The 24,779-nt window shown below is 67.9% G+C and carries 28 protein-coding genes and 1 pseudogene; 8 read left to right on the top strand and 21 right to left on the bottom strand.

The annotated features are described in order from the left end of the window. From AB0I53_RS44180 to AB0I53_RS44165, 4 genes and pseudogenes are all read left to right on the top strand, one after another. A pseudogene (locus tag AB0I53_RS44180) lies at positions 1–426 on the top strand (type VI secretion protein); the annotation flags it as partial. Positions 427–514: 88 nt separating this feature from the next. Then, positions 515–1,537, top strand: a complete 1,023-nt coding sequence (locus AB0I53_RS44175) for a replication-relaxation family protein (RefSeq protein ID WP_358615697.1) — start codon at positions 515–517, stop codon at positions 1,535–1,537. A 7-nt stretch (positions 1,538–1,544) separates the two neighbouring features. Then, on the top strand, positions 1,545–2,501 hold the full coding sequence (locus tag AB0I53_RS44170; protein ID WP_358615694.1) for a M23 family metallopeptidase: 957 nt from the start codon (positions 1,545–1,547) through the stop codon (positions 2,499–2,501). Positions 2,502–2,754: 253 nt separating this feature from the next. Further along, positions 2,755–3,477 carry a helix-turn-helix domain-containing protein gene (locus AB0I53_RS44165; protein ID WP_358615691.1) on the top strand — a complete coding sequence of 241 codons (723 nt, stop codon included), beginning with the start codon at positions 2,755–2,757 and terminating at the stop codon, positions 3,475–3,477. A gap of 366 nt (positions 3,478–3,843) precedes the next feature. On the opposite strand, the gene AB0I53_RS44160 is transcribed toward AB0I53_RS44165, so the two are convergent. The 7 genes from AB0I53_RS44160 to AB0I53_RS44130 form a co-directional block, all read right to left on the bottom strand. Beyond that, positions 3,844–4,197: a hypothetical protein gene (locus AB0I53_RS44160; RefSeq protein ID WP_358615689.1), complete on the bottom strand. Its 354-nt coding sequence runs from the start codon at positions 4,195–4,197 to the stop codon at positions 3,844–3,846. A 190-nt stretch (positions 4,198–4,387) separates the two neighbouring features. Beyond that, entirely contained in the window at positions 4,388–4,984 is a 597-nt protein-coding gene (locus AB0I53_RS44155; RefSeq protein WP_358615686.1) for a hypothetical protein, read from the bottom strand. Between the two features lie 36 nt (positions 4,985–5,020). After that, positions 5,021–5,374 carry a hypothetical protein gene (locus tag AB0I53_RS44150; RefSeq protein WP_358615684.1) on the bottom strand — a complete coding sequence of 118 codons (354 nt, stop codon included), beginning with the start codon at positions 5,372–5,374 and terminating at the stop codon, positions 5,021–5,023. 115 nt (positions 5,375–5,489) lie between these two features. Beyond that, positions 5,490–5,999 (bottom strand): VWA domain-containing protein, encoded by a 510-nt coding sequence (locus AB0I53_RS44145; protein ID WP_358615702.1) that lies wholly within the window; start codon positions 5,997–5,999, stop codon positions 5,490–5,492. Then, complete coding sequence (locus AB0I53_RS44140; RefSeq protein ID WP_358615682.1) at positions 5,977–6,861, bottom strand: hypothetical protein; 885 nt, start codon at positions 6,859–6,861, stop codon at positions 5,977–5,979. Before AB0I53_RS44140 ends, AB0I53_RS44145 begins: the two co-directional genes overlap by 23 nt. Before the next feature lie 43 nt (positions 6,862–6,904). After that, positions 6,905–8,119, bottom strand: a complete 1,215-nt coding sequence (locus tag AB0I53_RS44135) for an AAA family ATPase (protein ID WP_358615700.1) — start codon at positions 8,117–8,119, stop codon at positions 6,905–6,907. A 702-nt stretch (positions 8,120–8,821) separates the two neighbouring features. Beyond that, positions 8,822–9,163, bottom strand: coding sequence for an Lsr2 family protein (locus AB0I53_RS44130; protein WP_358615680.1), 342 nt, complete (start codon positions 9,161–9,163; stop codon positions 8,822–8,824). 247 nt (positions 9,164–9,410) lie between these two features. Here AB0I53_RS44130 and AB0I53_RS44125 point away from each other — a divergent pair, with 247 nt between their 5' ends. Beyond that, positions 9,411–9,845: an Lsr2 family protein gene (locus AB0I53_RS44125; RefSeq protein WP_358615678.1), complete on the top strand. Its 435-nt coding sequence runs from the start codon at positions 9,411–9,413 to the stop codon at positions 9,843–9,845. 149 nt (positions 9,846–9,994) lie between these two features. Here AB0I53_RS44125 and AB0I53_RS44120 read toward each other — a convergent pair whose 3' ends face one another. The 14 genes from AB0I53_RS44120 to AB0I53_RS44055 all read right to left on the bottom strand — a co-directional run bounded on the left by AB0I53_RS44120 (position 9,995) and on the right by AB0I53_RS44055 (position 21,969). Then, on the bottom strand, positions 9,995–10,360 hold the full coding sequence (locus tag AB0I53_RS44120) for a hypothetical protein (protein WP_358615676.1): 366 nt from the start codon (positions 10,358–10,360) through the stop codon (positions 9,995–9,997). Between the two features lie 225 nt (positions 10,361–10,585). Then, positions 10,586–13,594, bottom strand: a complete 3,009-nt coding sequence (locus tag AB0I53_RS44115; protein WP_358615674.1) for a LysM peptidoglycan-binding domain-containing protein — start codon at positions 13,592–13,594, stop codon at positions 10,586–10,588. After that, on the bottom strand, positions 13,591–14,010 hold the full coding sequence (locus tag AB0I53_RS44110) for a hypothetical protein (protein ID WP_358615672.1): 420 nt from the start codon (positions 14,008–14,010) through the stop codon (positions 13,591–13,593). The genes AB0I53_RS44115 and AB0I53_RS44110 overlap by 4 nt, the downstream gene beginning before the upstream one ends. Then, entirely contained in the window at positions 14,007–14,435 is a 429-nt protein-coding gene (locus AB0I53_RS44105; RefSeq protein ID WP_358615670.1) for a TadE/TadG family type IV pilus assembly protein, read from the bottom strand. Before AB0I53_RS44105 ends, AB0I53_RS44110 begins: the two co-directional genes overlap by 4 nt. Continuing rightward, a complete protein-coding gene (locus AB0I53_RS44100) occupies positions 14,432–14,857 on the bottom strand; it encodes a TadE family protein (RefSeq protein ID WP_358615667.1) in 426 nt (141 codons plus the stop codon). Before AB0I53_RS44100 ends, AB0I53_RS44105 begins: the two co-directional genes overlap by 4 nt. Positions 14,858–14,873: 16 nt before the next feature. Further along, on the bottom strand, positions 14,874–15,110 hold the full coding sequence (locus tag AB0I53_RS44095; RefSeq protein WP_358615665.1) for a hypothetical protein: 237 nt from the start codon (positions 15,108–15,110) through the stop codon (positions 14,874–14,876). 49 nt (positions 15,111–15,159) lie between these two features. Further along, positions 15,160–16,053: a pilus assembly protein TadB gene (locus AB0I53_RS44090; protein ID WP_358615662.1), complete on the bottom strand. Its 894-nt coding sequence runs from the start codon at positions 16,051–16,053 to the stop codon at positions 15,160–15,162. Next, a complete protein-coding gene (locus tag AB0I53_RS44085) occupies positions 16,050–16,763 on the bottom strand; it encodes a type II secretion system F family protein (protein ID WP_358615659.1) in 714 nt (237 codons plus the stop codon). The genes AB0I53_RS44090 and AB0I53_RS44085 overlap by 4 nt, the downstream gene beginning before the upstream one ends. A 134-nt stretch (positions 16,764–16,897) precedes the next feature. After that, entirely contained in the window at positions 16,898–18,205 is a 1,308-nt protein-coding gene (locus AB0I53_RS44080; protein WP_358615657.1) for a CpaF/VirB11 family protein, read from the bottom strand. Between the two features lie 71 nt (positions 18,206–18,276). Further along, entirely contained in the window at positions 18,277–18,999 is a 723-nt protein-coding gene (locus tag AB0I53_RS44075) for a hypothetical protein (RefSeq protein WP_358615654.1), read from the bottom strand. A gap of 133 nt (positions 19,000–19,132) precedes the next feature. Continuing rightward, positions 19,133–19,816, bottom strand: coding sequence for an SAF domain-containing protein (locus AB0I53_RS44070; RefSeq protein ID WP_358615652.1), 684 nt, complete (start codon positions 19,814–19,816; stop codon positions 19,133–19,135). Between the two features lie 58 nt (positions 19,817–19,874). Then, positions 19,875–20,054 (bottom strand): hypothetical protein, encoded by a 180-nt coding sequence (locus tag AB0I53_RS44065; RefSeq protein WP_358615649.1) that lies wholly within the window; start codon positions 20,052–20,054, stop codon positions 19,875–19,877. A gap of 734 nt (positions 20,055–20,788) precedes the next feature. Next, positions 20,789–21,139, bottom strand: coding sequence for a hypothetical protein (locus tag AB0I53_RS44060; RefSeq protein WP_358615646.1), 351 nt, complete (start codon positions 21,137–21,139; stop codon positions 20,789–20,791). A gap of 221 nt (positions 21,140–21,360) precedes the next feature. Then, positions 21,361–21,969: a prepilin peptidase gene (locus AB0I53_RS44055; protein WP_358615643.1), complete on the bottom strand. Its 609-nt coding sequence runs from the start codon at positions 21,967–21,969 to the stop codon at positions 21,361–21,363. Positions 21,970–22,558: 589 nt separating this feature from the next. Here AB0I53_RS44055 and AB0I53_RS44050 point away from each other — a divergent pair. The 3 genes from AB0I53_RS44050 to AB0I53_RS44040 all read left to right on the top strand — a co-directional run bounded on the left by AB0I53_RS44050 (position 22,559) and on the right by AB0I53_RS44040 (position 24,523). After that, positions 22,559–22,759: a hypothetical protein gene (locus AB0I53_RS44050; RefSeq protein WP_358615640.1), complete on the top strand. Its 201-nt coding sequence runs from the start codon at positions 22,559–22,561 to the stop codon at positions 22,757–22,759. Positions 22,760–22,765: 6 nt separating this feature from the next. Beyond that, on the top strand, positions 22,766–23,776 hold the full coding sequence (locus AB0I53_RS44045) for a ketoacyl-ACP synthase III family protein (RefSeq protein ID WP_358615637.1): 1,011 nt from the start codon (positions 22,766–22,768) through the stop codon (positions 23,774–23,776). Positions 23,777–24,217: 441 nt separating this feature from the next. Further along, positions 24,218–24,523, top strand: coding sequence for a hypothetical protein (locus tag AB0I53_RS44040; RefSeq protein ID WP_358615634.1), 306 nt, complete (start codon positions 24,218–24,220; stop codon positions 24,521–24,523). Positions 24,524–24,779: the final 256 nt, after the last annotated feature.

Below are 24,779 nucleotides of genomic sequence, written 5' to 3'. Positions count from 1 at the left end.
CCCTACCCGCTGGAGGACATGCTCGCCGAAGCCCGCGGATTCCGGCTCGCCATGACCCTGGCCCACCAGCACCTTGGCCAACTCCCACGCGAGCTCAAGGAAGGAATCTCCACCAACGCCCGCAGCAAGATCTTCTTCAACGCCAGCCCCGAAGACGCCCGCGAACTCTCCCGCCACACCACACCACGCCTGTCCGACCACGACCTCGCGCACCTGGACGTCTACCACGCCGCCGCGCGACTGGTCCTGCACGGCGCCGAAGCCGAACCCTTCACCCTCCTCACCCAACCACTCCCACCACCGATCCCCGGACGCGCCCGGGAGATCCGCCGCATCGCCCGGCACACCAACCAGCAGCCCGCATCACAACCCGCCGAAGTGGACGGACACCAATCCCGCAGCGCGGATCCACGCCGCAACACCTAGCCACCCACGAGCGTTCGAAGTCGGTCCTCCGTGCTCGTCGTGGCGATACCCGACTGTCCATGACCTCTGGTCTGGAGGTGCTACTCCCGTGATCACCAACCCGACCCGGCAGCGCGCGCTGCATGGCCTCAAACCCGCACGACCGACCCCGCGCGTCGCGAACTCCGTTGAGCACCAGGCCACATTGGCCTGGCGGCTGACACCCCGCGACAAATGGATCATCCGGATGCTGCACGAACACCGCGTGCTCACCGCCACCCAGATCACCGCCTGCGCGTTCCCGTCCTTCCGCTCCGGCCGCCAGCGCCTGCGCGAGCTGTTCCAATGGTCGGTCCTCGACCGCTTCCAGCCCGCCATCGTGCTCGGCACCGCACCCATGCACTACGTCCTCGGCCCCGCCGGCGCCGCCGTCCTCGCCGGCGAACACGGCCTGGACGTCAAAGACCTCGGATACCGCCGCGACCGGACCATGAGCATCGCCCACCACCAGCGCCTGGCCCACACCGTCGGCGTCAGCGAGTGGTTCACCACCCTCATCGCCCGCACCCGCCACCATCCCGAGGAAACCCTGCGAGCGTGGTGGTCGGAGGTCCGCTGCGTCCGCCACTTCGGCGACCTCGTCCGCCCCGACGCCTACGGCCGCTGGCACACCCCTGCCGGCGAGACCGAGTTCTTCCTCGAATTCGACCTCGGCACCGAAACCGTGCCCCGCGTCGCCCGCAAAATCCACGGCTACGCCCACCTCGCCACAGCCACCGCCATCACCACCCCCGTCCTGGTGTGGCTGCCCACCAGTCGCCGCGAAGTCACCGTCCGCCGACAACTCCACCGCACCTGGCACGACCTCGACCAACCACACCGGGTTCCCGTCGCCACCGCCGCGGCCGACCGCCTCAACCCCGACCACGGCCACCCCAGCCCCGCCGAACCCATCTGGGCGCCACTTGCCGCCACCGGAGGCGACGCCAGGTACCCGTTGCACGACCTCACTGATGTGTGGAACCTCCCAGCCCCCAGCACCATGAACGCCCCCGCGGCCGGCGCGACCCCGCCGGGCGTACTGCCGATGCCGATGCCCCCTCCGCGTCAGCCTCGCAGGTTTTCGAGGTGATCAGCCCTTGTCTGCCCTCGTCAAGATCGTGCTCGCCGTCGTGGGCGGGCTCGTCGTCCTTATCATGTTCATGGCCGCTGGGGCTGCCGGTGTCGTCGCCACGGTCCTCGGCGGTGCCCATGAGACACGCTGCACATTCGCCGGGAACGAGACGCCCGCCGTACCCGGCTACACGTCTGAGCAACTCGCCAACGCCACAACCATCATCACGGTCGGCAAACAGCTCAACGTGCCCGAACGCGGATGGATCATCGCGCTGGTCACTACCATCCAGGAGTCCCGGCTGCGCAACCTTCACCACGGTGACCGCGACAGCCTGGGCCTGTTCCAGCAACGCCCATCCCAAGGCTGGGGCACGCGAGAAGAAATCCTGAACCCGACCTACAGCGCGACCCAGTTCTACCGGCACCTACTCGCGTTGCCCGACTGGCCGGCGATGAGCATCAACGACGCCGCACAAACTGTCCAGCGCTCCGGATTCCCGCACGCCTACGCCCGCCACGAACCCGCAGCACGACAACTCCTCACGGCCCTCCACGGACACACCTGCACCAGGACACCAGCAGCGGGGCAGTGGACTGTACCCGTGCAGGGGCAATGCACCTCACGCTTCGGGTCCCGCGGCGTCGGCTTCCACCGCGGACTGGATATCGCCGCACCACTCGGCACACCGATCCTCGCCGCTGGCAGCGGCACCGTCATTGACGCCGGACCCGCCACCGGCTTCGGCCTCTGGATCCGTATTCAGCACCCCGACGGCACCATCACTACCTACGGTCACAACAACCGCAATCACATCCAACCAGGCCAGCAAGTCCGCACCGGGCAACTCATCGCCGAGGTCGGAAATCGTGGCGAATCAACCGGACCACATCTGCACTTCCAGATCGAACAACACGGGCAGCCAACCGATCCGGTCACGTTCTTCCGGCGGCACGGCGGGCCAGCCCTGTGCGACCAGTGACACACGTACCCCTGCACATCACCGCGCCCGGGGCCGATGGCGATTCGATTCGCTGGGGCTGCGGAATGGGCACCGGCGTGCCCGATCGGAGCAATGTCTACACAAGACAGTCATCTTGTCCGGAATCCGCTTGACAGAACCAGGACAACGAAGCGTCCATGTCTGTGTAGCCCGCTCGACCGGCAGCGCACCGGGGGCTGCACCGCCCCCGGGGGCATGACCCACCACCCATCCCAAACAGGAGTGAACCGTCATGCCCAGCAAGAACGACAACGCCCGCACCACAGCCAAGCAGCGCCCGTTGAAAGCCGTTCCCACAGCCGACACCGATAGGAACCCGACGCCTATGCGCACCGAATCCCAGGACAAGGTGTGGGCCGCACTCCACGCCAACCCGGGCGCCACCACTATCGACATCGCCGAAGCTGCCGGAGTCGGCCGATCCACAGCCGGGAAGATCCTGGCAACGTGGGCCAAAGACGGCAGCGTCACCCGCATCTCCGGCATCGGCGACGGCGGACGCCGCAGCGCCGACTGCTGGACCATGACCCACACCGACCAGATCACGCCCCTGCCCGGAGCAGCTTCCCCCGCACGCGACGACACCACGCCGCAACCGGCCGTCGTGGACGAGCCAAGCCAGCGGCAAAGCCCCGGCCAGAACGACGAATCTACCGCAGAGGGCCAGGAATCCGGGGAAGACGCACAAGAGGCCAGCGGCGTCGATGATGCTCCCGGCCCAATCACCAAGGGGCCCCGCCTGAGTAAGGGTGAATTGCGCGGCATGGTCGAGGACTACCTCACCGAACGTTCTGGAGAAGAATTCAGCCCCAACGCCATCGGCACAGCACTCAACCGCTCCTCCGGGGCGGTCAACAACGCGCTCGAAAAGCTCGTCGCCGATGGCTACGCAGTGCAAACGCAGGACAAGCCCAAGCGCTTCGCCGCCAAACAAACCGACATGCCCGCCAGCTAAACCACTCACCGACGAAAGAATCACGTAGCAGGGCCAGCCCCCCCGGAAGGGAGCCTGGCCCTGCGGTGCGTTGGTCCTCGAGCTTGGCGCCACGGTCGAATTTGCGGGAGTGAATGATGGGAAACCGTGGACTGGCATGAGCGTTGCCTTGCCAGCCGGTAGAGCAAGGCGACCCGAAGCGTTGATGCCCGACTGGACGCGCTGTGCTCGGCGACGTCCCGGTGGCATCAGCATGGGCTGGATCGCCGGTGATTCGGCACAGCGGATTCGTTGGGATCCCCGGTAGAAGACTGGAGGCGCTGATCGTGGATTCGGCGTGCGCGGGGATGCGTCCGGCGTCGCGGGCGGTGATCCGGGATCGTGGTTTTAGTGCCGTAGTGGGGTGTCTTGGCAGCCTGGTAGGTGGCCGGGGTCGGTGTAGAACTCGTCTACGGGCCCCTTGTTGTGATCGGGGTCGAGGTGGTCGCCGAGGTCGGCGAGCGTGGCTATGCGGGCAGTCGGAACGTCCGCGCCGCAGCTGGGGCAGACGTCGATCAGGAGCCATCCGTCGCCGGTAGTGGTGAGGTCGGGGACGAACCGCCATGAGCGTGATGTGTCGGTGACGGTGATCAGGTCCCCGGGGACGGGGCCGCTTCGGGCGCGGTAGGTGCGGTGGGCATCGTCGGCGACGGTCACCCACGCCACCGGGACTTGCAGCGCGGCCGCGATCGTGCGGGCCACGCGTGCGCGCCGTTTCCACCGAGTCCACTGTGGTGGGCCATCGTGGCGGTGGTTGAAGCCGTCTGGATCGGTTGCGCGCAGGGACCGTGCGACGTCGACTGCGCGCAGAGCAAGCCCGGAACGGGCGCGTGCGGGAGATGTGGCTGTGTCGGGCATCTCGTGGCTCCCCGGCTGGTGTAGTCGGACATTTTCATGGGACAAGACCGCCGCCGGTGTCCCTGTCGTTGAGCAAGGGTGTGGGGCAGTCGCTGCATTCTTCGCGGCCGAAGCTGGTGATGAAGGCGCACTGCTTCTCGTGTGCTTTGGTGAGCGTGATCGAGCCGTTCGTCTGCGGGATGATCAGAAGGGGATATCCGTTCGACTGTGCCCATTCAATGTCGTCGGGCTCGATCGTGGTCTCGCCGTTGTAGCCGTACGTGGTGGCGAACAGTGCGTGCAGCGTGGCAACCAGCTCGGTAGTGGAGACGTTGACTCCGGGAGGGTTGGCGAGGATAGCCTCGGCACGGTGGACAAGCCGGTCGGCTGCGCGGCCGAGCTCGTCTGTGGGAGAGATACGGCTTGTCCGGGGGTGTCTGGTGTCCGTCAGCCAGTTCTCAGGGGCGTCGTTGGTGAGGTGGGTCCAGGTCACGTTGTCGGCGAGCACTTCGGCGACGGCGTAGCTCTGAGAGGTGTCGAGATAGCGATGGATTCGTACGCGGACCGTCCGGTCTGCGATGCGTGCGATTCGTTGATATTCGTAGAAGTCCCATGTACTACGGCAGGTTTCAACAATGATGGTGTGCGACACGGCTGGTTCTCCGTTTTGGCTTCGTAGTGTGTTCGGTCAGGTGGCGGCGTTGGTTTCCTGGGGCCCGGTGCGGTGCGCCTGCCTGTAGGCGTAGACAGCGGCCGAGAGAGGTTCTCGCAGGGCTTGCATGCTCGCGATGGCCGCGTCGTAGTTTCCCGAGTCCGAACACGATGCGAGGCTGAAGAGGTGACGGTTGCCGTCGGCGACTCCGTGCAGGTAGCGGGAGATGCTGGCGGCGAATCGCTCGGCCGCGTCATGATGGTGGGCGAAGTTCTCTGCGATAACCTTCAGCACGATGTCGACGGGGTGGGTGTCGTCGAGTTCTGCGCAGGTAATATCCGCGACTTCGGTCAGGACCTTGTCGGTGCTGTTGAAACGGTTCTCGGGCAACGCTCTCTCCTATTCTGACGCTTCCACTGTGGTCAGTTGGTGCCGTGGGCTGGCTTTCGCTTGGAGCGGCTACCGGGTGCCAGGTGGCCGGAGGTCCGGCCACCTGGCGGGGCGGCTAGCGGGCGGCGCGTAGGGCTGCGGTGGCGGCTTGGCCGATGGCGTGCGCGGTGGCAGTGGGATCGGCGAGTGGGTGAACGGTGACGCCGTGCAGTGGGCTCACACAGGGGCTGTCGGGTGCGAGCCACAGCACGGCGCATCCGTTGGCGCGCAACCGATCGACGCGGCGCTGTCCTTCTGTGCGTGCGTCGTGCCGGTATTGACCGTCGGAGACGATGACCAGCAGCCGCGCGGCTGCTGGGCGGTAGAGGTCCAGGGCTCCGTCGAGGGCGTTGATGGCGCGCGGGATGTCTTCGTAGTTGTCGTCGGCGTCGAACTCGGTCACGTGCGCGGGGGCGGAATCGGGGTGGGTGATGGCGCGCACCCGGTTCCCGAAGATCACGGTCGCGGCTGCGGCCGGAATCTGGGCGTGGTGGGTGGCGTGGTTGAGGATCCAGGCGGCGGAGGCGACAGGTCCGGCGAAGGCCCCCATGGATCCGGACACGTCACAGGCGATACCGAGCCGCAGTGGTGGGCTGGGCGCGATGCGTCGGGTGGTGCGGGTGAACGGTTCGGCGGTCGGTAGCGCCCCGGCGGCGCGTTGCGCGTCGGCGGCCAGTGCGCCGCGCATCCGCAGCCGTCCGGGTGGTGTGGGCGAGGTTGTCTTTGTTGCCACACGGTCGCGGATTCCGGCCGTGCTCAGTGCGCGACCGAGTCGGCGCCCGGCAGCGCGTTCCTGCCCTGTGGGGGGTCGTGTCCCTGTGATTGTGGTTTTCCCGGTACGCGGTCCGCCGATTGCGGAGAAGACCTTCCGCGCGGCTTTCGCGGCGTCTTCTTTGCAGCAGGGCGGCCGCGTGGGCGGCCGCGTGCGGCGTCATGCCAGGGGCGCGGGTGGGGTCGTTCGCGTGGGTGTCGGCGAGGATGAGGTTGGTGGCCGACGCGCGCAGCCAGTGCCGGTCGTCGGGGCGGCGGCGGATCTGGGAGGCCTCGATGCGGGATTCTTCCAGCAGCATCGCGGCATCGACCGCGCCGGGCGGCGCGTCGCGGGGCGGTTCCCAGACGGAATGGCGAGCGTGGGCGCATTCGTGTGTGAGCAAGCCCCACGCGGTGGCGTAGCGGGCCCGGTCGCCGAGGCGGTCGGGGGTCATAGTGGTGGGGTCCACTGTGCCCAGGTGGGTGCCGTCGATCTCGATCGTGGCGTGGTGCGGGAAGTAGCAGGCGGGCGACCCGTGCCCCGCCCCGGGCGCGATGGTGACGAGGAGGTCTTCCCGGTCGGCTATGACCGGAACCTCGTCGGTGAGTGTGGCGGACAGGCGCAACCACACGGCGTCGCGGGACGAATCGAGGCGGGTCTTGTCGACAGTGGTGTCGCTGATCAGATGCGTACTCATGGGGATCGTCCTTCCAGGACTTTCGAAGTGGCGGGGTGTGGGGTTAGACCCGTGCGCCGAGTGCTAGCGGCTCGATCACGGTGCCGAACGCGTCGCGCACGGCCGCCGCTACGGTGTCGCGGTCCTCTTCCGGCGCGATACCCACGAGGTTCGCTGCGGCAGCGTCTGCGCCGAGTACGGCGGAGATCCGTTCGAACGCGATCAGTTCGCGAAGCTGCGGGGCCCAGCGGACCTCGCCTTTGCGTTGGCGCGTCGCGAGATTCCGCGCCACGCGCACCGCGCGGCGGTCGATTTTCAGTTGCTTAGCCAAATCGAAGTCCGTGGAGACCTGGATCTGCGCGGAGAACCGTGACGACAGGGCGTCGGTGAGGACCGCGCCGTGCACGCCGGGGTTGTGTCCGGCGACGACGTAGAAACCGGGCTCGGCGGTCACCACTTCGCCGCCGTTGGCTTTCACGGTGATCTGGCGGCGTCCGTCCATGGCCGGGTACACCACGGCCAGGACGGTGGGCGGGATCAGGGTGGCGTCATCGATGAACAGGCACCGGCCTTCACGCATCGCGGTGACCAGGGGGCCGTGGACGAAAACGTAACGGCCGTCGGGTGTCTGGGTGTATTCGCCCACGAAGTCCGCGACCGTCGTGTCACCGTCGCCCTGCACTGTGATCAGGTCCGGGAAGGCGGCCTCGACGACCGAGGTCTTCCCCGTTCCGGGGGGCCCGTACAGCAGGGAGGACACACCTGCGGCGCGTAGCTTGCGCAACGCGGTGACATCCGGCAACCCCGACAATTGCCGGGGGTGGTAGGTCTGCCCGTTCGGGCGGGTCACCGGACCCGACACGGGCTCCTCTTCCGGGGGCACGGGAGTCGGGTGTGGAGCCTCGGGTTCCGGCGCGGCTGGCGTGGGTGCGGCTTTCCGGGGGCGGCGCGGGGCCTTGGCGGGGCTCGCCGCCGGTGCGCTCGGGGCGGTCGCGGCACCGGCGGTCGCGGCCGTCGCCCGGTACCGTAGCGGCGCCCACGAGGTCCGTTCGGCCTCGCCGCGATCGGTGAGCACCTGCAACGCGTTCCCGACCGCGCCCGACGAGCGGCCCAACTTTTTAGCTATGTCGCGCGGCGTGAATTCCGTTCCCGCGTGATCGGCCAGGAATTCGGCGACAATCCGCCGCAGCTCGCCACTGCGCAACCGCACACCCCCCGAAGCACCCGAGGGCGCCGGAGTGGGCGTGGAGGTTCCCGGCGAACCGGCGGGCGGTGTCATGTGCAATTCCCCTTCCCATGCGGTGGGCCACACAATCGGCGTCTCGGTTTCGGCGGCGGCATCGTCCGGTTCGCAGGTTTCGGCGGCAGGTTGGATCGCGGCCATCGGCACGGTAGCTCCCTCGGTGAACATAGTCCGCCAGGGGCGGCATTTCGGTGATTTCCCGGTTCCCCCGGTGATGGTTCAAAGATAGCTCTGTGCCGCGCACGATTCAACAAATAGCGCCCCCATTTTCAGGACTCTTTTCGAATCACCCAATGGGGGCGAACTGTCGGTATTTTGAAATCACGCTGCATTGTTATTCGATTCGCAATGTGCCGGCCAGTGGAATCAATGAAAGTGGTGGCCTGAAATGCATCTAAAGACTAAAATGAAAAACAATGATAGCGAGGGGGCTATCTATCGGGAAATGGGCAGTGGGAGGCGAGCTTGGAGTGTCATGACGTGATGCCTGGCCGGCAGCCCGCCTCGATGTTTCTCCCGGCCTGTGGCCAGGCCAGTCGGGGATACCTGCTGATCCCCCGTGACGCTCGCTACGCAGCGCGGGACAGTCGCAGAGGGGGTGGTCGTCTAAGCGCCGCCTCCTGCGGATCCACCTGGTGATCCTCCATATGCACCCCCAATGCTGGCCCGCTGCTCATGCCGACAGCCGTGTGGTGCAGGCGGGGCCGCGGACGTGTCCGCCGCGGCCCCGCCTGCAATTTATTGGGCCTTGTCGTAGGCCTCGACGATCTCCGCGGGGATACGGCCTCGGTCGGACACCTGAAAACCTTGTTCGCGAGCCCAGGTGCGAATGGCCTGATTGCGTTCTTTGTCCGGGGCTTGCGGCGCGGCAGCCATGCCAGGCTTGATGGACGCGCGCTTACGTCCCCCGGTCCGGCGGGCATGGGACACATAACGTGTCAGGGCGTCCCGAAGCCCGGCGGCGTTGTCCTGAGACAGATCGATCGCGTAACCGACTCCATCCAGTCCGAACTCGACGGTGGCCTCAGCGGGCGTGCCGTCGATGTCGTCGACGAGCTGAACGGTGACTTTCTGAGCCATACAGTTCCCTTCGTTTGTCCGGTATCTTGAATGTCGGACGCCTGTACGGAAACGGATTGTAGGGCAACCGCCCGAGATAAAATGCACGGAGCGCCGCGTCCGGGTGGATTGCGGTCGCGGCATTCTCTGGGGTGTCACATGTGCTGGCTGTTGCGGGCGGCGATGTTCTATGCTTCCGCAGCAAGGAGCACCTGCTGACTTCGGGGCTCCTGTAATGGATCTCTGGACTTGCTGTTTGGATGGTGCTGTGGCTGAAAAGACCGTGGTCGAGTTCGTTGATGACATCGACGGCTCACCCGCCGAGCAGACCACGACGTTCTCTTTGGATGGAGTGGTCTATGAGATCGACCTCAACGCCCACCACGCGCAGCACCTTCGGTCCCTGCTTCAGCGCTACATCACCCACGCGCGTCGGGAACCGACTGCCGGCGGCGGGAACCGGCGCGCCGAGCGCGATCAACGCCGGGCCCGCGACACCAACAGAGGCCTGACAGCGCAGATTCGAGAGGCAGCCCAGCGTACCCGCGAACACCTCACCCACCAGCCTGCCACGGAGCAGACAGACCACACCGATCCCGAGCCCCCGGCTGAGATCACGGTGGTGGAACCGCACACCCCGAAAGAACCGCGGAATTCCACGCGTGCCCCAGAGTTGGCGCCGCCGCAGTTTTCATCGATCTAGTAGCTCGACAGGCTGCCCTGCTGGCCGAGTAGGGCGCTGCCGGAGCCAGGTGGACTTGTTGTTCTGCCGACGGTCAGATCGCCCCTCGCCACATGTGGGGCGGCCTGACCGTCGGCACCGCTGGCCGGGTTCATCATGGCGACGGGCTTTTATGTGCGGCGGGAAGGCACGGCGCGCAGTCGTGGTGAGCTTGCGGTGTCCTGGGATGCTGCGCCGGCCTGTGGTGCGGGCAGGGCGGCGTGGATCAGTGGTGCGGCGCGGTAGGTCCATCCCGGTCCTGCGTTCTTCCAGCAGCCCAGCATCAGCCAGCGCCCGCGGCGGGTGAGCCACAACCAGACGTCGACCAGATCGGGATCGTCGCCGTCGGCGGGTGGAAGGAGCTGCAGGACAACGGTTCCCGCAGGAAGGGAGGCGGGGCTGAGGTTCGGCTTCCAGGCCCCGGTGAAGCCAGTGAGGGCCTGGTGAGGGTCTCGGTCAGTGGAGGTGATGACGATGCCGCCGGTGTTGCGGGGCATGCGCATCGGCGGCGGAGGACCGAGGGGGCAGGTCACCCGGGTACGCGCGGCAGGTGAGGGGCACGGCGGGGCAGGCGCCCGGTGCGGCCGTGGGCCGGGAGCGCGCAGTTCTTGTGTCGGTGGTGTGTGAAGCAGTGAACGGTCTACTGAGGACATTTCCGTTACCTCCTTGGTGAATTTCAATTTCCAGGGCCAGTGGTATGGACGCTCCGGTCAGGGGTGTTGTCAACCGGGGTGTTGTGCGGCGGGGTGAACTGGACCGGCGTGGCGTATCCCCGTGTCGGCGGTCGGCGGTTGGGGAACTGACCGGATCACTTGCTGGGCGTGGCGGTGTTGCAGTGCGGTGGCAAGGGCTTGGGTTTCTGGTGCGGGTGCGCAGTCGATGTCCCGCAGCCGCGCTTCGAGGAGCGTGAGGGTGCGGGGGATGCCGTCGTGGATGCCGAGACGGTCTTGCAGTCGCATGATGTCGCGGTAGAGATGTTCGTTGTAGGGGTCGAATCCGGCGGCGGTTTCCAGCAGTTCCAGGGTGTGTTGGGGATTGTCGGCGACGTGGTGGCGGGCGAGTTCGCTGATGGTGTTGATCGCGGTGCGTTGCGTGGCGTGCCGGGTGGTGTGGATCCATTCGGAGTCGATGCCTTCGCCGAGTTCACCGCGGTAGGAATCCATGATTTCGCTTAGCGCGGCGAGGCGCTGTGTCGTGTTCTGTGTGCGGCGGAGGCTGTGTTCGGCGTGGGTGAAGCGGTGGTAGTCGACTTTGACGAGGTCCGGGTTCAATCGCAGGTGCTGGTTGTGGGTGTCGACGATGTCGCCGGCCCTGCCGTGGGTGGCGTGTGTGAGTGTGGCGCGTAGCCGGGAGAGGGCGGTATTGAGTGCGTTGGTGGGGCGTGCTGGGGGACTGGTGTGCCACAGGTCGGTGATGAGGCTGTCGCGGGCAACACCATCGGGATGCACGGCGAGGTAGGTGAGGAGCTCGCGTTGGCGTGGCGCGAGCTCCGCGGAGAGGTCCCGCCAGTCGCCAGGCTCGTCGTTGCAGGACAAGGCGAATTCCCCGAGGACCCGCAACGCCAGCACCGCGTTACTGGAGTTGGATACGTCAGCGTTCGGGTCCGGTGTTCTGCCGGTCCCGGAGTGCTCTGTGCTTGTGCCGGCAGCGGCCCCGTCGCCGGGGGATGGGTTGTTTTCTTCCGCGTCCGGTGTGGATTCTCGTGGGAGAGGTGCGGGCTGGGGCGTGTCGTGACCGGCCGCGTGTGCCCCGGGAGCTGCAGGTGTTCTCGAGGCTGTCGCGGTGGCCTGATGAGGGTGGGGGCCGGCGTGGTGGGCGAGGGTGAGTAGGTCGTCGGCAGCGTGTGGGGTAGCGGTGAACATCCGGATGCCCAGCAAATGCTCCGCTGCGGCGTCCGGGGTCGTTGAGTCCACGATTCCGTTGGCGTCGATGGTGAGTGTCGTTCCCGCATCCCATCGTCCGAGGGCGAGCACCGCGGGGTCACCGTTGCTGGCCGCGGCGTGCACTCGGGCACGCAGGCCCGTGTTCGGAGATTGCAGGGGCGAGGACACCACGAGCACGCCCCGTCGGCCGTCGCTCGCGGTGAGGTCGTCGAGGGCGGTGTCGAGATCATCGGTCACCTCGAGTGGCGGCGGTAGCGCCGCTTGGTTCGGGAACAGCGCGTCCGCGACGGTTCGCTGCACGGCCACCCGTCGCGGCCGGTGGTTCTGGAGGCCGAGGATGACAGCCCGCATTGCCCCCTCGGCTCCCGGTCCCGTCAGGCCAAGGCCGCCGGTCGCAGCCACGTTGAGCTGCACGGTGTCACCGGTCTCGCCGGCGCCGAGGTCGGCGATCACATCGCCGGGTTCCGTTGTGGTTTCTTCGGATTCTCCGCACGCGGGGAGGCCAGCATCGACGGGCTCGGCAGTGTCGAGGCGGGGTTGGGTGGCGCGGGAATGGGCGAGTTTGAGTTGGTACACCGTGGGTGGAACCGGATAGTCCGGCGGGGGAGTGGTTCCGGGACGGTGGGTACGGCGGTGCCGCTGGCGCGCGATGATCAGCGCAGCGCTGGCGGCCGCGGCGAGTCCCAAACCGAGGAACACACCCGGGGCGATCTCCACGCCTGGGCCGCGCACCGGAGCAACAGCCGTGTCGGGGATGGATGGCCCCAGGCTTTCCAGTGACGATGCCGGGTCGTCTTTGGTGGGTTCAGCCGGCGGAGTGTTCGGACGTGCCGGCTGGGGCGCGTGGTCGTGTGGGGGTGGCAGGGCGAGTCGCCAGCCGGGAAAGAGGATGTCCGGGTCGCGTAGGACTCGGCCGTCGGCCTGGGGGTGGTGGGTGTTGAGGTCGGCGATCTCGCGCCACCGGTCGGGGGCGCCGAGTTCGCGTTCGGCGATGGTGGTGAGGGTGTCGTCCGGTTGGACGGTGATCCAGCGCGCGTCGTCGGGGATGACCACGGGGGCGGGGAGGTGGGTGGCATCCGGCGGCAGCAGGAGGATCCAGCCGGTGAGGAGGTACTCGCCGTCGCCGATGCGGTCGGCATTGAGATCAAGGATCTCGTGCCAGCGGTGGGGGTCGCTGAGGTGGCGCGCGGCCAGACCCCAGAGGGTGTCGCCGCGGGTGACACGGTAGCGGGGGCAGTCCGGGCGGATGTCGTCGTCGATGGCTTCGGGGGTGCTGGGTTCGGGCAGGTCGGGGTACCCGCCCGAACCCAGCCGCATGGTGGCGTCGGGGCCGTGGGGCGCCGGCCCGACACCACCGGGGTGCTGGGGTGCGGTGACCGCCACCGGAGGGGATACCGGTGTGGCGGAGACGTTCGACGGGGTGCCGGCGACGATCGCGGCGGCCACCAGGCCGGTGATCCACCCACGGGGCCCGATCCTCGCCAGCCTCTGCCGGGTGACGTCGGCGCCGAAGCGGACGAGGAGTAGGAGATCGCACACGCTCCACCAGAGCATCACGAACCAGCTGACCCACCCGACGCCGAGCAGGGCGAGGGTGAGGGCGCCGTCGATGCCGAGGTCGAGACGCAGGGTGTGCCAGGTGTTTTCCAGCCAGGGGCGCAGTTGTTCGGCAAGTGGTGGTGCCAGCGTCGAGTCGTCGAGGGCCGGCCAGGTCAGGTTCGGCAGGGTGATGAGGACGTCGCCGGCGACCGCCAGGATCACGGGGAGCCCGGCGAGGAGGGCGGCGAGTCCGAGCACGGCCGCGACCGCCCGGATCCGGTCCGCGACAGTGCGGCGGGTGGTGGTCATGGCAGGCCGCCGGGGGTGCTGGTGCCGACGCCGAGTCCGGCGGTGGCGTCGCCGGTGACGGTGTGGGTGTCCCAGAGCAGCCCGATCTTGGAGGGCTCGGCATAGTGCACGGTGACGTGCACGGTGCTGCCGCCCTCCAGCACTACTGATCCGGTGTGGCCGGTGGTGCCGAGGTAGTGGCGGGCGGCGCCGAGGGCGGCGCGGGTGTCGAGAGTGATGGTGGCGCCGCGGGTGTCGAGCGCGGTGAGTGCGGCGCGGGCGGCTTCGGCGGCCACCGCGTCGGCGCGGGCCAGCACCCGCAGCCGGTCGGCACCGTCGACCACGATTGCGACGATCAGCAGCAGGCACGGCACGAGCACCGCGACCAGCACGCTGACCGACCCGTCCTCCCGGGACCGCTTGGTGTGGCGGGTCATGAGCGTGTCCGGTAGGGGTCGACGGGGCTTGCGAACCTCGCCTCGAGGGCAATGGCGCCGGGGAGTCCGGGCAGGCCGGTGAGATCGGACAGCGCGACGGCGCAGCTCAGGGTGACCGTGACGTGGCCGGGTTGCCCCGCACGGTTGAACATGCTGGTGTCCACGTGCAGTCGCGTTCCCGCGCACGCCAGGTGTTGCTCGGCCATCGCGTGTGTTCCGGTGTCGGCGGCTGCGGTGTGCGCGGCGGTGGGGGTGCGGGCCAGGGACGCCGAGCGGGCGGCGGCGGTCGTGGCGTGTTCGAGGGCGTTGTCGGCGCTGACGACGCGACCTGCGGCGATGGCCAGCACCAGCAGCGCGAGCAGCATCGGGGTGAGGACTGCGAGTTCCACGCTCGCGGACCCCGCATCGCGGCGGTGGTGGTTCATGGCTGGCTCCCGGGTGTGGTGAAGAGTTCTTTGCTGGCGCGGGCTTCCTGCTCCACGCGCCAGGCAAGGCCGGGAATGGGCAGGACCTGGGGCGCGGTGGCAGAGACCCGCACGGTCACGGACCGGGTGTCGACGTCGGCGGTCACCGCCGGTTGTGCGGCCAGGGTTGCTGCGCGGGTGAGGAAGCCGGTGGCGGCGGCATGGGCGTGGCCGGCGGTGCCGGTGACGGTGCGGGCGGCGTGGACACCGTGCTGGGCGGCCGACAGGCACAGGGTGCGGGTGTGCCACCACAACCCCGCCTGCAGGACCGACATGAGCAGGATCAGCGCCAGGGGAGCGAGCACCGCGAACTCGACCGCAACCGAGCCGCGATCCTGTCTCAGCGCGGGCGGTGACGTCTGGACTAGACGGCGTGTACTCATGGTGGGCGCCCAGGGGTTAGTGGAGTTGGCCTTGATATTTCGAGACAACGGCCGTGATCGCGGCACCGAGACCGAGAGCGATGGTGAGTCCGATCGCGGTGAGCACGGCTTTCTCCGTGCTTTCCGACCCCTCGTCGTCGAAGCGGGCCGCCCGCTCGCGGTCGCGGGTGAGGTGACCGGCCAGGGCGACCCAGATGGCCAGCAGCAACATGCCGGCGGTGGTGGTGTGGTGACGCAGCCGCGCGAGGAACATGACGACCTTCTTTCCTGTCAATCCGGTTGATGTGTAACGAAAAACTGTCTTATCCGGCGATGAGACGGCCGATGGTCGGGTAGAGGACGAGGATCAGGAAGCCGAGCATGAGTGCGGTGACCGGCAGCGTGAGCCGTTCGGTGCGGGCGTTGGCGTCGGCTTTGTCGGTGCTGACCGCGGCGGAGCGCAGACGGGCGGCGTGGGCGGTCACGCTGGTGTAGATCGCGGCACCTTCGGCGGCGGTGGCTGCCAGATCAGCGACGGCGACGAGGTCGCGCAACCCGATACGGTCACCGAGATCACGCAGCGCATCCCACGGGGAGTGTCCACTGTGCTCGGCGTGGACGAGCGTGCGGTGCAGGCGGAGGAACAGCCAGTGCCCACCCACACCGGCGGCCTCCCGCAACGCCTGTGCGGGAGCGTGGCCCGCAGCGCGCTCGTGAGCGACGAGGTCGAGATAGACGGCCAGGACCCGCCGGCAGTCCTCCCGCGCCGCCTTCGCCTGCTCCCGGAGCCGCCAGGCCGGCACCATCGCCCCCACCACGCCAGCGGCGAGCACGATCACCACCGACATTCCCAGCGGCAGCGCCATCCCCACCGCTGCTGGCGCGGCGGTGAACAGGGTCGCGGCGGCGATGCTGCAGGCCGTCCAGCGCAGGCGCGTCGCCATATAGGCCGCGGGTGTGGTGTCGAGGAGGTTGAGGTCGCGCACCGGAAGCGCCAGCCACCGGTGCTGTGTCCGTTCCGCGCGCCGGGTGAGCCAGGCGAGAAGCCGCCTGCGGTGGGCGCGCCAGCCGACTGCGGGATCGGCGCCGGGGGTGCGGGTGCAGATGTGGTGCCAGGCTGCGGCGAGGTCCATCGGCGCCGGCCCGGCGACCGCACGTACCCCGACCGCCAGTCCCACACCCAACACGGCTGCGAGGACAACGAGGATGGTGGTCATGGCGTTTCCTCTGCAGCCAGGTAGCGGGTGCCGCGCGGTGTGGTGGACAAGCGGTGCATCCGCCACAACGCGAGCGCGAAGATCCCGACCACGATCGCCAGGACACCTTGGCCGGTCCAGCTGTCGAACGGGGCGAGGTAACCGCGGGAAAACACCAGCAGACCGGCGACCATGACAGCCGTGATCCCGACGAGGGTGCGCACGGTGGTGCGGGGTTTTGCCCGGTCGGCTTCAATCTCCCGCCGCAGCCCCGCGCGGGCGTCCAGCGCAGTAGCTTGGGCGTGCAGGATCTCCACCACGCCACGCCCACCGGCCCGCAGCCGCAGCAACAACGCGAGCACGACCTCATCCACCGTGGGATCGGCGAACTCCTCGGCGAAAGCCCGCAGCGCCTGCTCCGGCCCATGGGTCGACAGCCGCGCGGCCAGCCGGCGCAGCGGGGCGGCGAGCAGGTCGGGTGCGGTGTCGGCGGAGCGGGCCAGCGCCTGGTGCAGGCCGCCGGCACCAGACGCCAGCAGATCCCCGACGCGGCGAGTCCACACCGCCAGCGCCTCCTGCAGCGCGATCGCGTCACGGTCGCTGCGCGGCGCCAGCAGCCGGGGCAGACCATAGACGGCGGCGATCGCGGCTCCTGCGGCCACGGGCCACCCGGTCGCCCACCACACCACCCCCGCCGCCGTCACCGCGAGCAGCAGCCGACGCCGACTCACCCGTAGCCACCGGACAACCCGGAGATGAGCTACTCGGCGGGATTCCCAGTTCGGTGTGTGCGGGATGACGGCGATGACGCCGAGCAGAACTCCCACACACAAGAGTCCACACAGGACCGCCACTGCGGTTGCCATCACGATCGCTCACCACCCTGGTCGTGCTCCCAGCGGCCGCCTGCGTGCTGGAATATGCTGCGGTCGAGCCCGTGGGCTTCCAGCCGTGTCAGCAATACGGGGCTGGGCGGACACGCCGGTATGGCGCGCGCGTCACCGGGGCGGGGCCCGAACAGGGTGGTGAGATCGGGGATGGCGGCGTCGCCGACGTGGCCGACTTCGGCGATCTCGGTGACGAACCGCTCCCGCCGGCCGTCCTGGTCGCGGCGGGTGAGGTGAACGATGAGATCCAACGCCGAGGCGGCCCACCGGTGCGCGGCCTCCACCGGCAGCGGTGGTGTGGCGAGCTGGCCGAGCGCGGCGATCCGGTCGGGCACCACCCGTGCTGAGACCGCGTGTAGCGTGCCCATGCCGCCGGCGGCGCCGTTGCCCAGCGCCCGCAGCAGGGCGGTGATCTCCCCGCCCCGCACCTCGCCGACCACCACCCGCGCCGGGGAATGACGCAACGTCTGTTTGAGCAAGTCGTCGAGGCTGATCTCGCCGACGCCTTCGGCGTTGGCGGTGCGTGCCTCCAATGGCGTGACCACCGGATGCCGTGCCGGGTTGAGGTGCAGTCCGAGTTCGTAGTCGTCCTCGACGGTGACGACGTGCTCGTGCTTCGGGATTTCGTCGCACAATGCCCGCAATAGCGTGGTCTTGCCCGTCGACGGGCCACCGGTGACCAGCAGGTTGAGCCCGGCGGCGACGGCGACCTGCAGGAAATGCCGCAGCCTGGTGTCCAGGCTGCCCTGGTGGTGCAGGTCGGTGAGGGTGGTGTGGGTGAGGCGGTGGCGGCGGATGGCCACCCGCGGCCGATCGGTGACCTCCCGTACCGCTGCCAACCGTGCCCCCAAGGGCCCGCCTGCGGGCAGCCGCAGGTTCCCGATCGGCCGTGCCGGGGAGAACTCCCGGCTGGTTTGCCCCAGCCGGGAGAACATCGCTTCCAGCAGCGCCAGCAACTCCGCATCCGAGGCGGCGACCGGGTGGGGCCAGCGTTGCAGGCTGCCGTCGGCCAGTTCCAGGAACACGCGGTCGTGGCCGTGGAGGTGGATGTTCTCCACATCGCCGCGTTCCAGCAACGGTTGCAGCCCACCCAAACCCGCCAGCGCGGCCAGCACCGCAGCCGCGAGTGCCCGCTCGTCCTGTTCGGACAACGGCGGGTCACCACGGGAGGCACGCTGCACGGACCAGGCGGTGATCTCCTCGGCGACCAGCTCCGCCTGCTCCCGCGACGAGGTGCCGTCCGCTGTCTGCAGGCGCCCAGCCACCCTCGCGCGCAATGCCCGCACCGTCTGATGATCGGGAACGAACCCAGACCGCTCCCTACCCACTGGGGCGTGGTGGCCGTTGATCTCTGCGTTCATGCCGCATCACCCCGCACAAGCGCCGCCTCGGAGGCCGGTGCCGTGGTGCCGGCTGGTGGTGGGTTGAGGCGAAGGTGGAGGCGGCGAGCCGCGGTGCGACTGGTACGCAGCAGCGCCGAATGGCGGGGTTCGCGGTACTGCGTGAACCCGTCCGAGAGTGCACGCGCGGCGGCGGGATCCTCCGGCAACTCCAGCCCGACCGGGATGCCCAACGCGCGTGCGACACTGTCGGCTTCCCGGCTCGTGGTCGCGGACACCGCCGCCCCCAACCGGTGCAACGGCACCAGTTCCCGCAACGCTGTGAGCAGCGGATGGGTCGCTGAGACGTGCCGCAGGCTCGGCCGTACCCCTACCAGCACGAGATCGGCCTCGGTGATCAGCGGCCACGGTGTTTCCGGCACCCACCGGCCCGCATCCACCAACACGTCCGGGCCGCCCTTGGTGGTGACGTCACGGACTGCGTCGGCCAGCCGCCGCCAGCCGTCCTCGCCGATGGCACCGGCCTGTGCGCGGCTGGTCACGCCCGACAGCAGCCGCAGATGGTCGGTGCTGGGGATCTCCTGCACATGACCCACGAGTCCCTCAGCGGGGACCGAGGTGAGATGCCGGGTGGAGGCAGCGAAACTCACCACGCCCCGCTCCGCCGTCAACCGCCCGTCGACCCACCACTGGCCGGCCCACCCCGGCAGCAGATCACCACCATCCGGGTCCGCATCCACCACCAGACCCGGACACGGCCATACCGTTGCCAAGGCAGCGACCGCTGTGGTGACCCCTGGCGATCCTTTCGCGGACAACATTGTGATCACAGCCATCACACAACTCCCATCCCTAGACGTGACAACCTCAGCGTTAGCGGTTCGGGCCCAGCAGCATCACCAGCGCCCCACCTGCTGCAGCAGCGCTGGCTTGCTCCGCGGCCTCGGCGGGAATGAGCACGTCCGCGACAATCGCGCCGTCGGCATCCGGAGGCGACACCTGCACCACCCGAGCGCGAAACCCACCACCGGCAGCGACCGTGTCGCCCGTTGCGCCGGCCGACGGTGTGAGGGCGAGGACGGCGACCGGGTCGTTCGGGGCGAGGCCCCGTGCCGGGAAATGCCCCGATTCCAGGCGAATCCCGAACACGTGCTGACCTGCGGCGGGCACAGCCTGCGTCGTGACATCCGTGGGGGACAGCAGCCGGCCGGCACGCAGGTTGCTCGCGGCGACACGGCCGAGGACGCGAGCACGGTCGGAATCAGGAATCACATAGCGGCGTGCGTCCGGTGGAAGGTCCACAGTGGTCACATCAGTATCCGTAATCGGCTGACCCCAGCCGACATCACGGGTGAGCACCAGCATGGACTCGCGCTCCCTGACGATGGCAATGGCCGTCAGCATTCCGCCCACCGAGCCAACAACCAGAACCAGTGATGTTGCCAGGAGCCACCAGCGTCGCCGTCGCGGAATCCGCGGCGACCCACCAGCAGTCGTGGCCCCACTCTGACCGTGCGAGTACGACGTGGTGATGCCGAAAGTACCGGTGCTGGACATAGACCTCTCCCTAACAAGGAATTCACGGAACAAAGAAAAGGATGCGGGGAAGACGAATTCAGTGAGTGCGGAGCGCCTGCGCCTCGACCACCGCGAAACGGGACTGAGCACGGGAGGTCATCGCGGGCAGTTCACCACCGGCGGGGGAACTACCGGTCCAGCCCTGCCACGTCACCTGCCACGCGATCGAGACCTCGGCGGTGACTTGCTCACCGGGTTGATCAACCGAGGAGCGCATGTATATGACATCGCAGTCCGGGGAGGACGCATGCACACCGAAGGACCGGTCATATGGTGTTCCGGGGCCCGGACACGATTCCACTGGCTGGCCACCGCCCGGTGACATCGACAACCGGACCGGCACTGCCGTGACCTCCGCCCACACCGCCCCGGCCTGCACCCGCTCGCGCTGGGGCCGCCAGTCAGCACGGTCCGTCCAGAACCAGGTGTGCTCACCGACCACGGTCGCAGAACGGCCATCCCGCAATCGCAGATCCGGCGAATGCCGCGGTGCCGGCAACGGCAGCCGCAGCCGCTGTACCGCCTGCTGCGCCAAGTGAGCTGGGTCCGGCGAAGCCCCGGCAGAGGACGGGGTTGCCGCAGGCTGCGGTCTGGGGCACTGCCCCTCGTCCAACGGTCCCAAGCACCACGTCGACAACGGCTGGGAACCTAGTAGGAACGCGGGATCCTCAGACTGGCCAGGGGCATCGCACAGCAACGTCGGGCACATGGGGACCGGCGGGGCCGCAGCAGCGACAGACCCTGGGTGAGAACTGCCGGTTCCCCAAGGCTTCGAGCCCGATGGTTTCCCCGGACTGGTCGCTTCCATCTCGATCACTGGGTGGGCATACAGATCATCCCCGAGGTCATCAGGCTGCACGTTCACATCGCCTTGTGCGACAACAGCTGGCGTATAGACGAAACACAGCAGTGCGGTGATGGTCAGGCGCTTGAGACGGGTGCTGTTGAGCATCAGCATTCACCCTCGGGAAACTCGACCTGCGACACCCGCCACATGCCGTCGGCTTCCTGGACCATCGTTGCCCGCGTCGCATTGCGCTCAATGCCTACCGTCCTGGGAGTACCGGTGGCCAGATCGGATTGGCCGGCATGGCTGGTGTCCTGGCAGTCGACGACCGTGGCCCGGTCACCCTCGACACGAATGTCGGTGATGCGGGGCGTGATGGCGCCATAGAACCCGGTCCCCTCGGAGCGCTTCTGCCGCACCCGGGAGGCGATGTGGTCGGCAAACGAACCAGCCGTGACCTCCCGCAGCCGGTTCTCCCACGCGGAGTCGGGCTCGCCGTCCGATACCCACGACACACGCCAGAAATCCTTGTACGCGTGCTCGATCGCAGCCTGCTCATCCCCGCCTCGATCCGGGAGGGGAGCAATGTTCGGTGCTGGGGGCGTTGTGGTGGGCGGCGGAGTGGCCGCACACCCGGCCGCGAGAACACTTGAGGCGCAAAGCGCCACGCTCACGGTGTGGCGGAGTGCGAGGGGTGTCGTGGTGCGCATGTGGAGGGCCTTTCGCGGTAGGGACGTCAGAGCAGGACGGCGATCCAGCCGCCGAGGATCAGGCTGGGGCCGGCGGCGATGCGTGCGGTCCGGGCTCGCAGCGTGGTCGCCCATGCCAGGCCGGCGAATAGGCCGAGTACCAGCAGCGACGCGACGATGCCCACCAACACAGTGCGCCACCCGATCCACCCGGTGTACAGCGCGATCGCGGCGAGCAACGTGATGTCGCCGTAGCCCAGCCCACCCGGAGCGACCCAGTAGGCGAGCGAACCAACGGCCAGAACCAGGACACCGGCGGAGACCGATCGCAGCAGCGCTGCCGGGGAGGAGACCGTGATGGCGTGGACGGCGAACACGGCGATTCCGCCTGCGGCCAGCGCGATCACCCACGGGCGGGGCAATCGGTGACAGGACAGGTCGATCCAGGCCAGCGCCACGCTGCAGATCGCCCACCACCACCAGGCGGCAAGCGCGGGCTCGGTGGCGAAGCGGCACCCCACGGCGAAGGAGACGGCGCCGCCGGCAGCGCTGAACCCGGCGATCGGCCAGGGACGTGTCGACCACACCACCCACGGCCGCACCGCCCACGCCAGCAGCGGGCCCACCACGATGCCCGCGAGGACGAGAACCGCCACCAGCGGCACAAGGCTGGAAGGTGTTGGCGTGTGAACGACACCCGCCACTGATGTGAGGCGGGGAAGAAAAGGTCGGCACCACAATGTCACCTCCGAAACTGGGGACCAGGCTGCGAGAAAGTCCGAGGGAGCCGGTTTTGTCGCGGCGGTCCGGGGACGAGTGAGCCTGACATTGGATTGCGCCTCGTGTCAGATTTTGGCCCCCGTCAACCGGAGTATGCGCCCGTTCGAGTGAAGTCTCAGGCGGGACAACCACTTCCTGGTGCCCGTCCGCAACATCCCAGGGAGCTAGGCTTCGTCGTGATCTTGTTCTGTTTCAAGGGTTTTCGATGTTGAAAGACCCAAGGTGCTGGGCGTCGGGCTCACTCGGATGGGTGTATCTGTTGGTTGGGTGGGGCCAAAAACTGACACCGGAACCGTGCCCGTGTCACCTTGGCGAGACCCACAACACGGGAAATCCCCTCACAGCGAAGGCGATTTCCTGAATGGGCTCCCCGTTTCTCTTTTTCCTGCCGCGCTGTGCGCGGGAATGGAGTGATCCATCATGCGAACCGTGCGAGAAACCGGAAGATCCAGAACGCTGTTTATCTTGCGGTGGCAAGACGGCGAGGACTGGGGCCACCTGTCCGCGGTCACCGACGCCGCCAAGCCTGTCTTCCTCGGATTCGTCAACCGCGCCCTCGATCCCGTCTTTCACACGCTCAGCCGTGACTGCTCGATCGGCGCCGACGGATTCCGCGAAGTGTGGTTCACCGGACGCCTCTCCGGCGCGACCCGTCCGGAGAGGTGATCGGGTATGCGGCACCACGGGATCACGATCAACGGCATCGGAGCGGTCACCGGCGACCTCACGCCCGCCGCCGACGCCATCCGCGCTGGCCACTACAGCGCCCAGCAAGCACAGCGGAACCACCAGGAATCCGTCGCCGTCGCACCAGAGTGCACCGGACCGGAACTCGCGACGCGTGCAGGACGCCAAGCTCTCCACGGCTTCCACCGCCGCCTGGACCTGCACCTGCACGCCACCATCCACGACCCAGGCATCGACTTCTGGTCACCCAACTGCTTCGTCGCCGACCAACTCGGACTCGACACCACCATGACCCTCGCGGTTAACGGCATGTCCAACAGCATGGTCGCCGGCCTCGAACTGGCCACCAACGTCCTCAAAGGCCAATCCGGCCACGCGGCGCTCCTTACCGCCGGCGACACCTTCCACACACCTCTGTTCGACCGCTGGCAAACCGATCCCGGCATCACCTACGGCGACGCCGGAGCCGCCGTCCTACTCACGCGCGACACCCGCGCCGATACCGTGGCCGAGCTGATCTCCACCGCCTCCTGCACGCAACCACAGCTGGAAGGCCTCCATCGCGGAAACACCGGCTGGTACAACGGCAACACCTACAGGCCACCGATCCAGCTACGCCAGCGAAAAGCACACTGGCTGGCCACCCACGACGGCCCCGGCCGCCTCGAAGCCCTCAATACCGCCGCAGTCAGCACCGTCGTCAAGCAAGCGCTGTATGACGCCGAAATCGAACTCGACGACCTCTGCTACCTGCTCTGCCCGCACTACGGAGCCCCGCTGACCCACCGGCACTGTCTCGCGCCGCTCGGGATCCCCGAAGAACGCAGCAGCGCCTTCCTCGCTCGCCGCTACGGCCACATGGGCGCCTGCGACCACATCGTCGACCTGCACCACCTCCTCACCCGGCGCCTCGTCACCGCCGGAGATCACATCGCCCTGCTCGGTATCGGCGTCGGCATGACCTGGACCGCGGCCATCCTCCGCATCACAAACTAACCGCGCCGGTCCACACAGCACCCGCCCAGGGCGAATTCTCGCGACGGAGAACTGCGCCCAAAAAGAGAAGGGAAATGAAATGAAGATAGGAAATCATTACTTTCACAAGGCTGCCGCGAACACGGTACGAGCCGCGTTGATCGCTGTAGTCTTGGCCGCGCTGCCCGCCGCTGGAACAGCGCTCGCAGCCCAAGCCGCCACCCCCGACGACTGCATCGCCGGGTCATGCGGACTGCCCCACTTAGAAGAGCCGCGCCAAGGAAACCCGCACCAACACGTGCTCTGATGCACCACTGAATCGCTCGTTTCCTTGGAATCCCGCTCGCTGGGGTCCGCCTTCAGCGTATCCCGGCTGGCGAAGTTTTCTTCCTTAACGAGATTACTGGAAATTGGTTTGTTCTGCGAAAGGAATGTTCCATGCGAAAAACGTGTAAGGCTGCGGTGAACCTGGCAGCTGCCGTGGGAATCCTGGTGCTAGGCCTCACCGGCACAGCCCACGCGGAAGGGGCCTGCCCGCCCGGCACCGCCTTGTCCATTCAAGACGGTGCCCGTATCCACCGCGCGGCAGACTTGCAGTCGCCCGTCGACGATGTCTACTACAAGGCCCATGCCTACCGGTTGCACCAGCTCGTCGGCGGATCGCCCACAACCCCTGACTGGGTCAACCTGACCGACGACACCACGAACGTCACTGGCTGGGTGCACGGCAGCGCCGCTGGCTGCCTCGGCCTCACACCGCCGGGCTGACCGAACAAGCCAGGCGTCGACTGACGCTAACAACGAGACAGCAGCCGACCAGCGTGGTCCTCGGGCCTTGCAACCGAGGGCTGCGTTGGTCGCATTTCCAGCGCTAGCCGAGGGCCTTGCCGAGTTCGCGAACACGGTCGCCGAAAGCGCTGGCGTGAGAACTTACTGAGCTTCGTGTTTTAGAGTGACAGTCCGGTGTGTTGAAGGAATGAGTAGGGCAGGTGCTCGGTTGCGCGGACGCGGTCGATGCCGTGTT

Source organism: Saccharopolyspora sp. NPDC050389, assembly GCF_040655595.1.
Lineage (GTDB): Bacteria > Actinomycetota > Actinomycetes > Mycobacteriales > Pseudonocardiaceae > Saccharopolyspora.
This window is presented reverse-complemented; position numbering and strand designations above follow the sequence as displayed.

Coding starts and splice junctions, on each gene's coding strand:
- AB0I53_RS44165 (WP_358615691.1), top strand. CDS start 2,755: ATGCCCAGCAAGAACGACAACGCCCGCACCACAGCCAAGCAGCGCCCG.
- AB0I53_RS44140 (WP_358615682.1), bottom strand. CDS start 6,861: ATGAGTACGCATCTGATCAGCGACACCACTGTCGACAAGACCCGCCTC.
- AB0I53_RS44135 (WP_358615700.1), bottom strand. CDS start 8,119: ATGACACCGCCCGCCGGTTCGCCGGGAACCTCCACGCCCACTCCGGCG.
- AB0I53_RS44130 (WP_358615680.1), bottom strand. CDS start 9,163: ATGGCTCAGAAAGTCACCGTTCAGCTCGTCGACGACATCGACGGCACG.
- AB0I53_RS44120 (WP_358615676.1), bottom strand. CDS start 10,360: ATGCCCCGCAACACCGGCGGCATCGTCATCACCTCCACTGACCGAGAC.
- AB0I53_RS44115 (WP_358615674.1), bottom strand. CDS start 13,594: ATGACCACCACCCGCCGCACTGTCGCGGACCGGATCCGGGCGGTCGCG.
- AB0I53_RS44110 (WP_358615672.1), bottom strand. CDS start 14,010: ATGACCCGCCACACCAAGCGGTCCCGGGAGGACGGGTCGGTCAGCGTG.
- AB0I53_RS44105 (WP_358615670.1), bottom strand. CDS start 14,435: ATGAACCACCACCGCCGCGATGCGGGGTCCGCGAGCGTGGAACTCGCA.
- AB0I53_RS44100 (WP_358615667.1), bottom strand. CDS start 14,857: ATGAGTACACGCCGTCTAGTCCAGACGTCACCGCCCGCGCTGAGACAG.
- AB0I53_RS44095 (WP_358615665.1), bottom strand. CDS start 15,110: ATGTTCCTCGCGCGGCTGCGTCACCACACCACCACCGCCGGCATGTTG.
- AB0I53_RS44090 (WP_358615662.1), bottom strand. CDS start 16,053: ATGACCACCATCCTCGTTGTCCTCGCAGCCGTGTTGGGTGTGGGACTG.
- AB0I53_RS44070 (WP_358615652.1), bottom strand. CDS start 19,816: ATGTCCAGCACCGGTACTTTCGGCATCACCACGTCGTACTCGCACGGT.
- AB0I53_RS44065 (WP_358615649.1), bottom strand. CDS start 20,054: ATGCGCTCCTCGGTTGATCAACCCGGTGAGCAAGTCACCGCCGAGGTC.
- AB0I53_RS44045 (WP_358615637.1), top strand. CDS start 22,766: ATGCGGCACCACGGGATCACGATCAACGGCATCGGAGCGGTCACCGGC.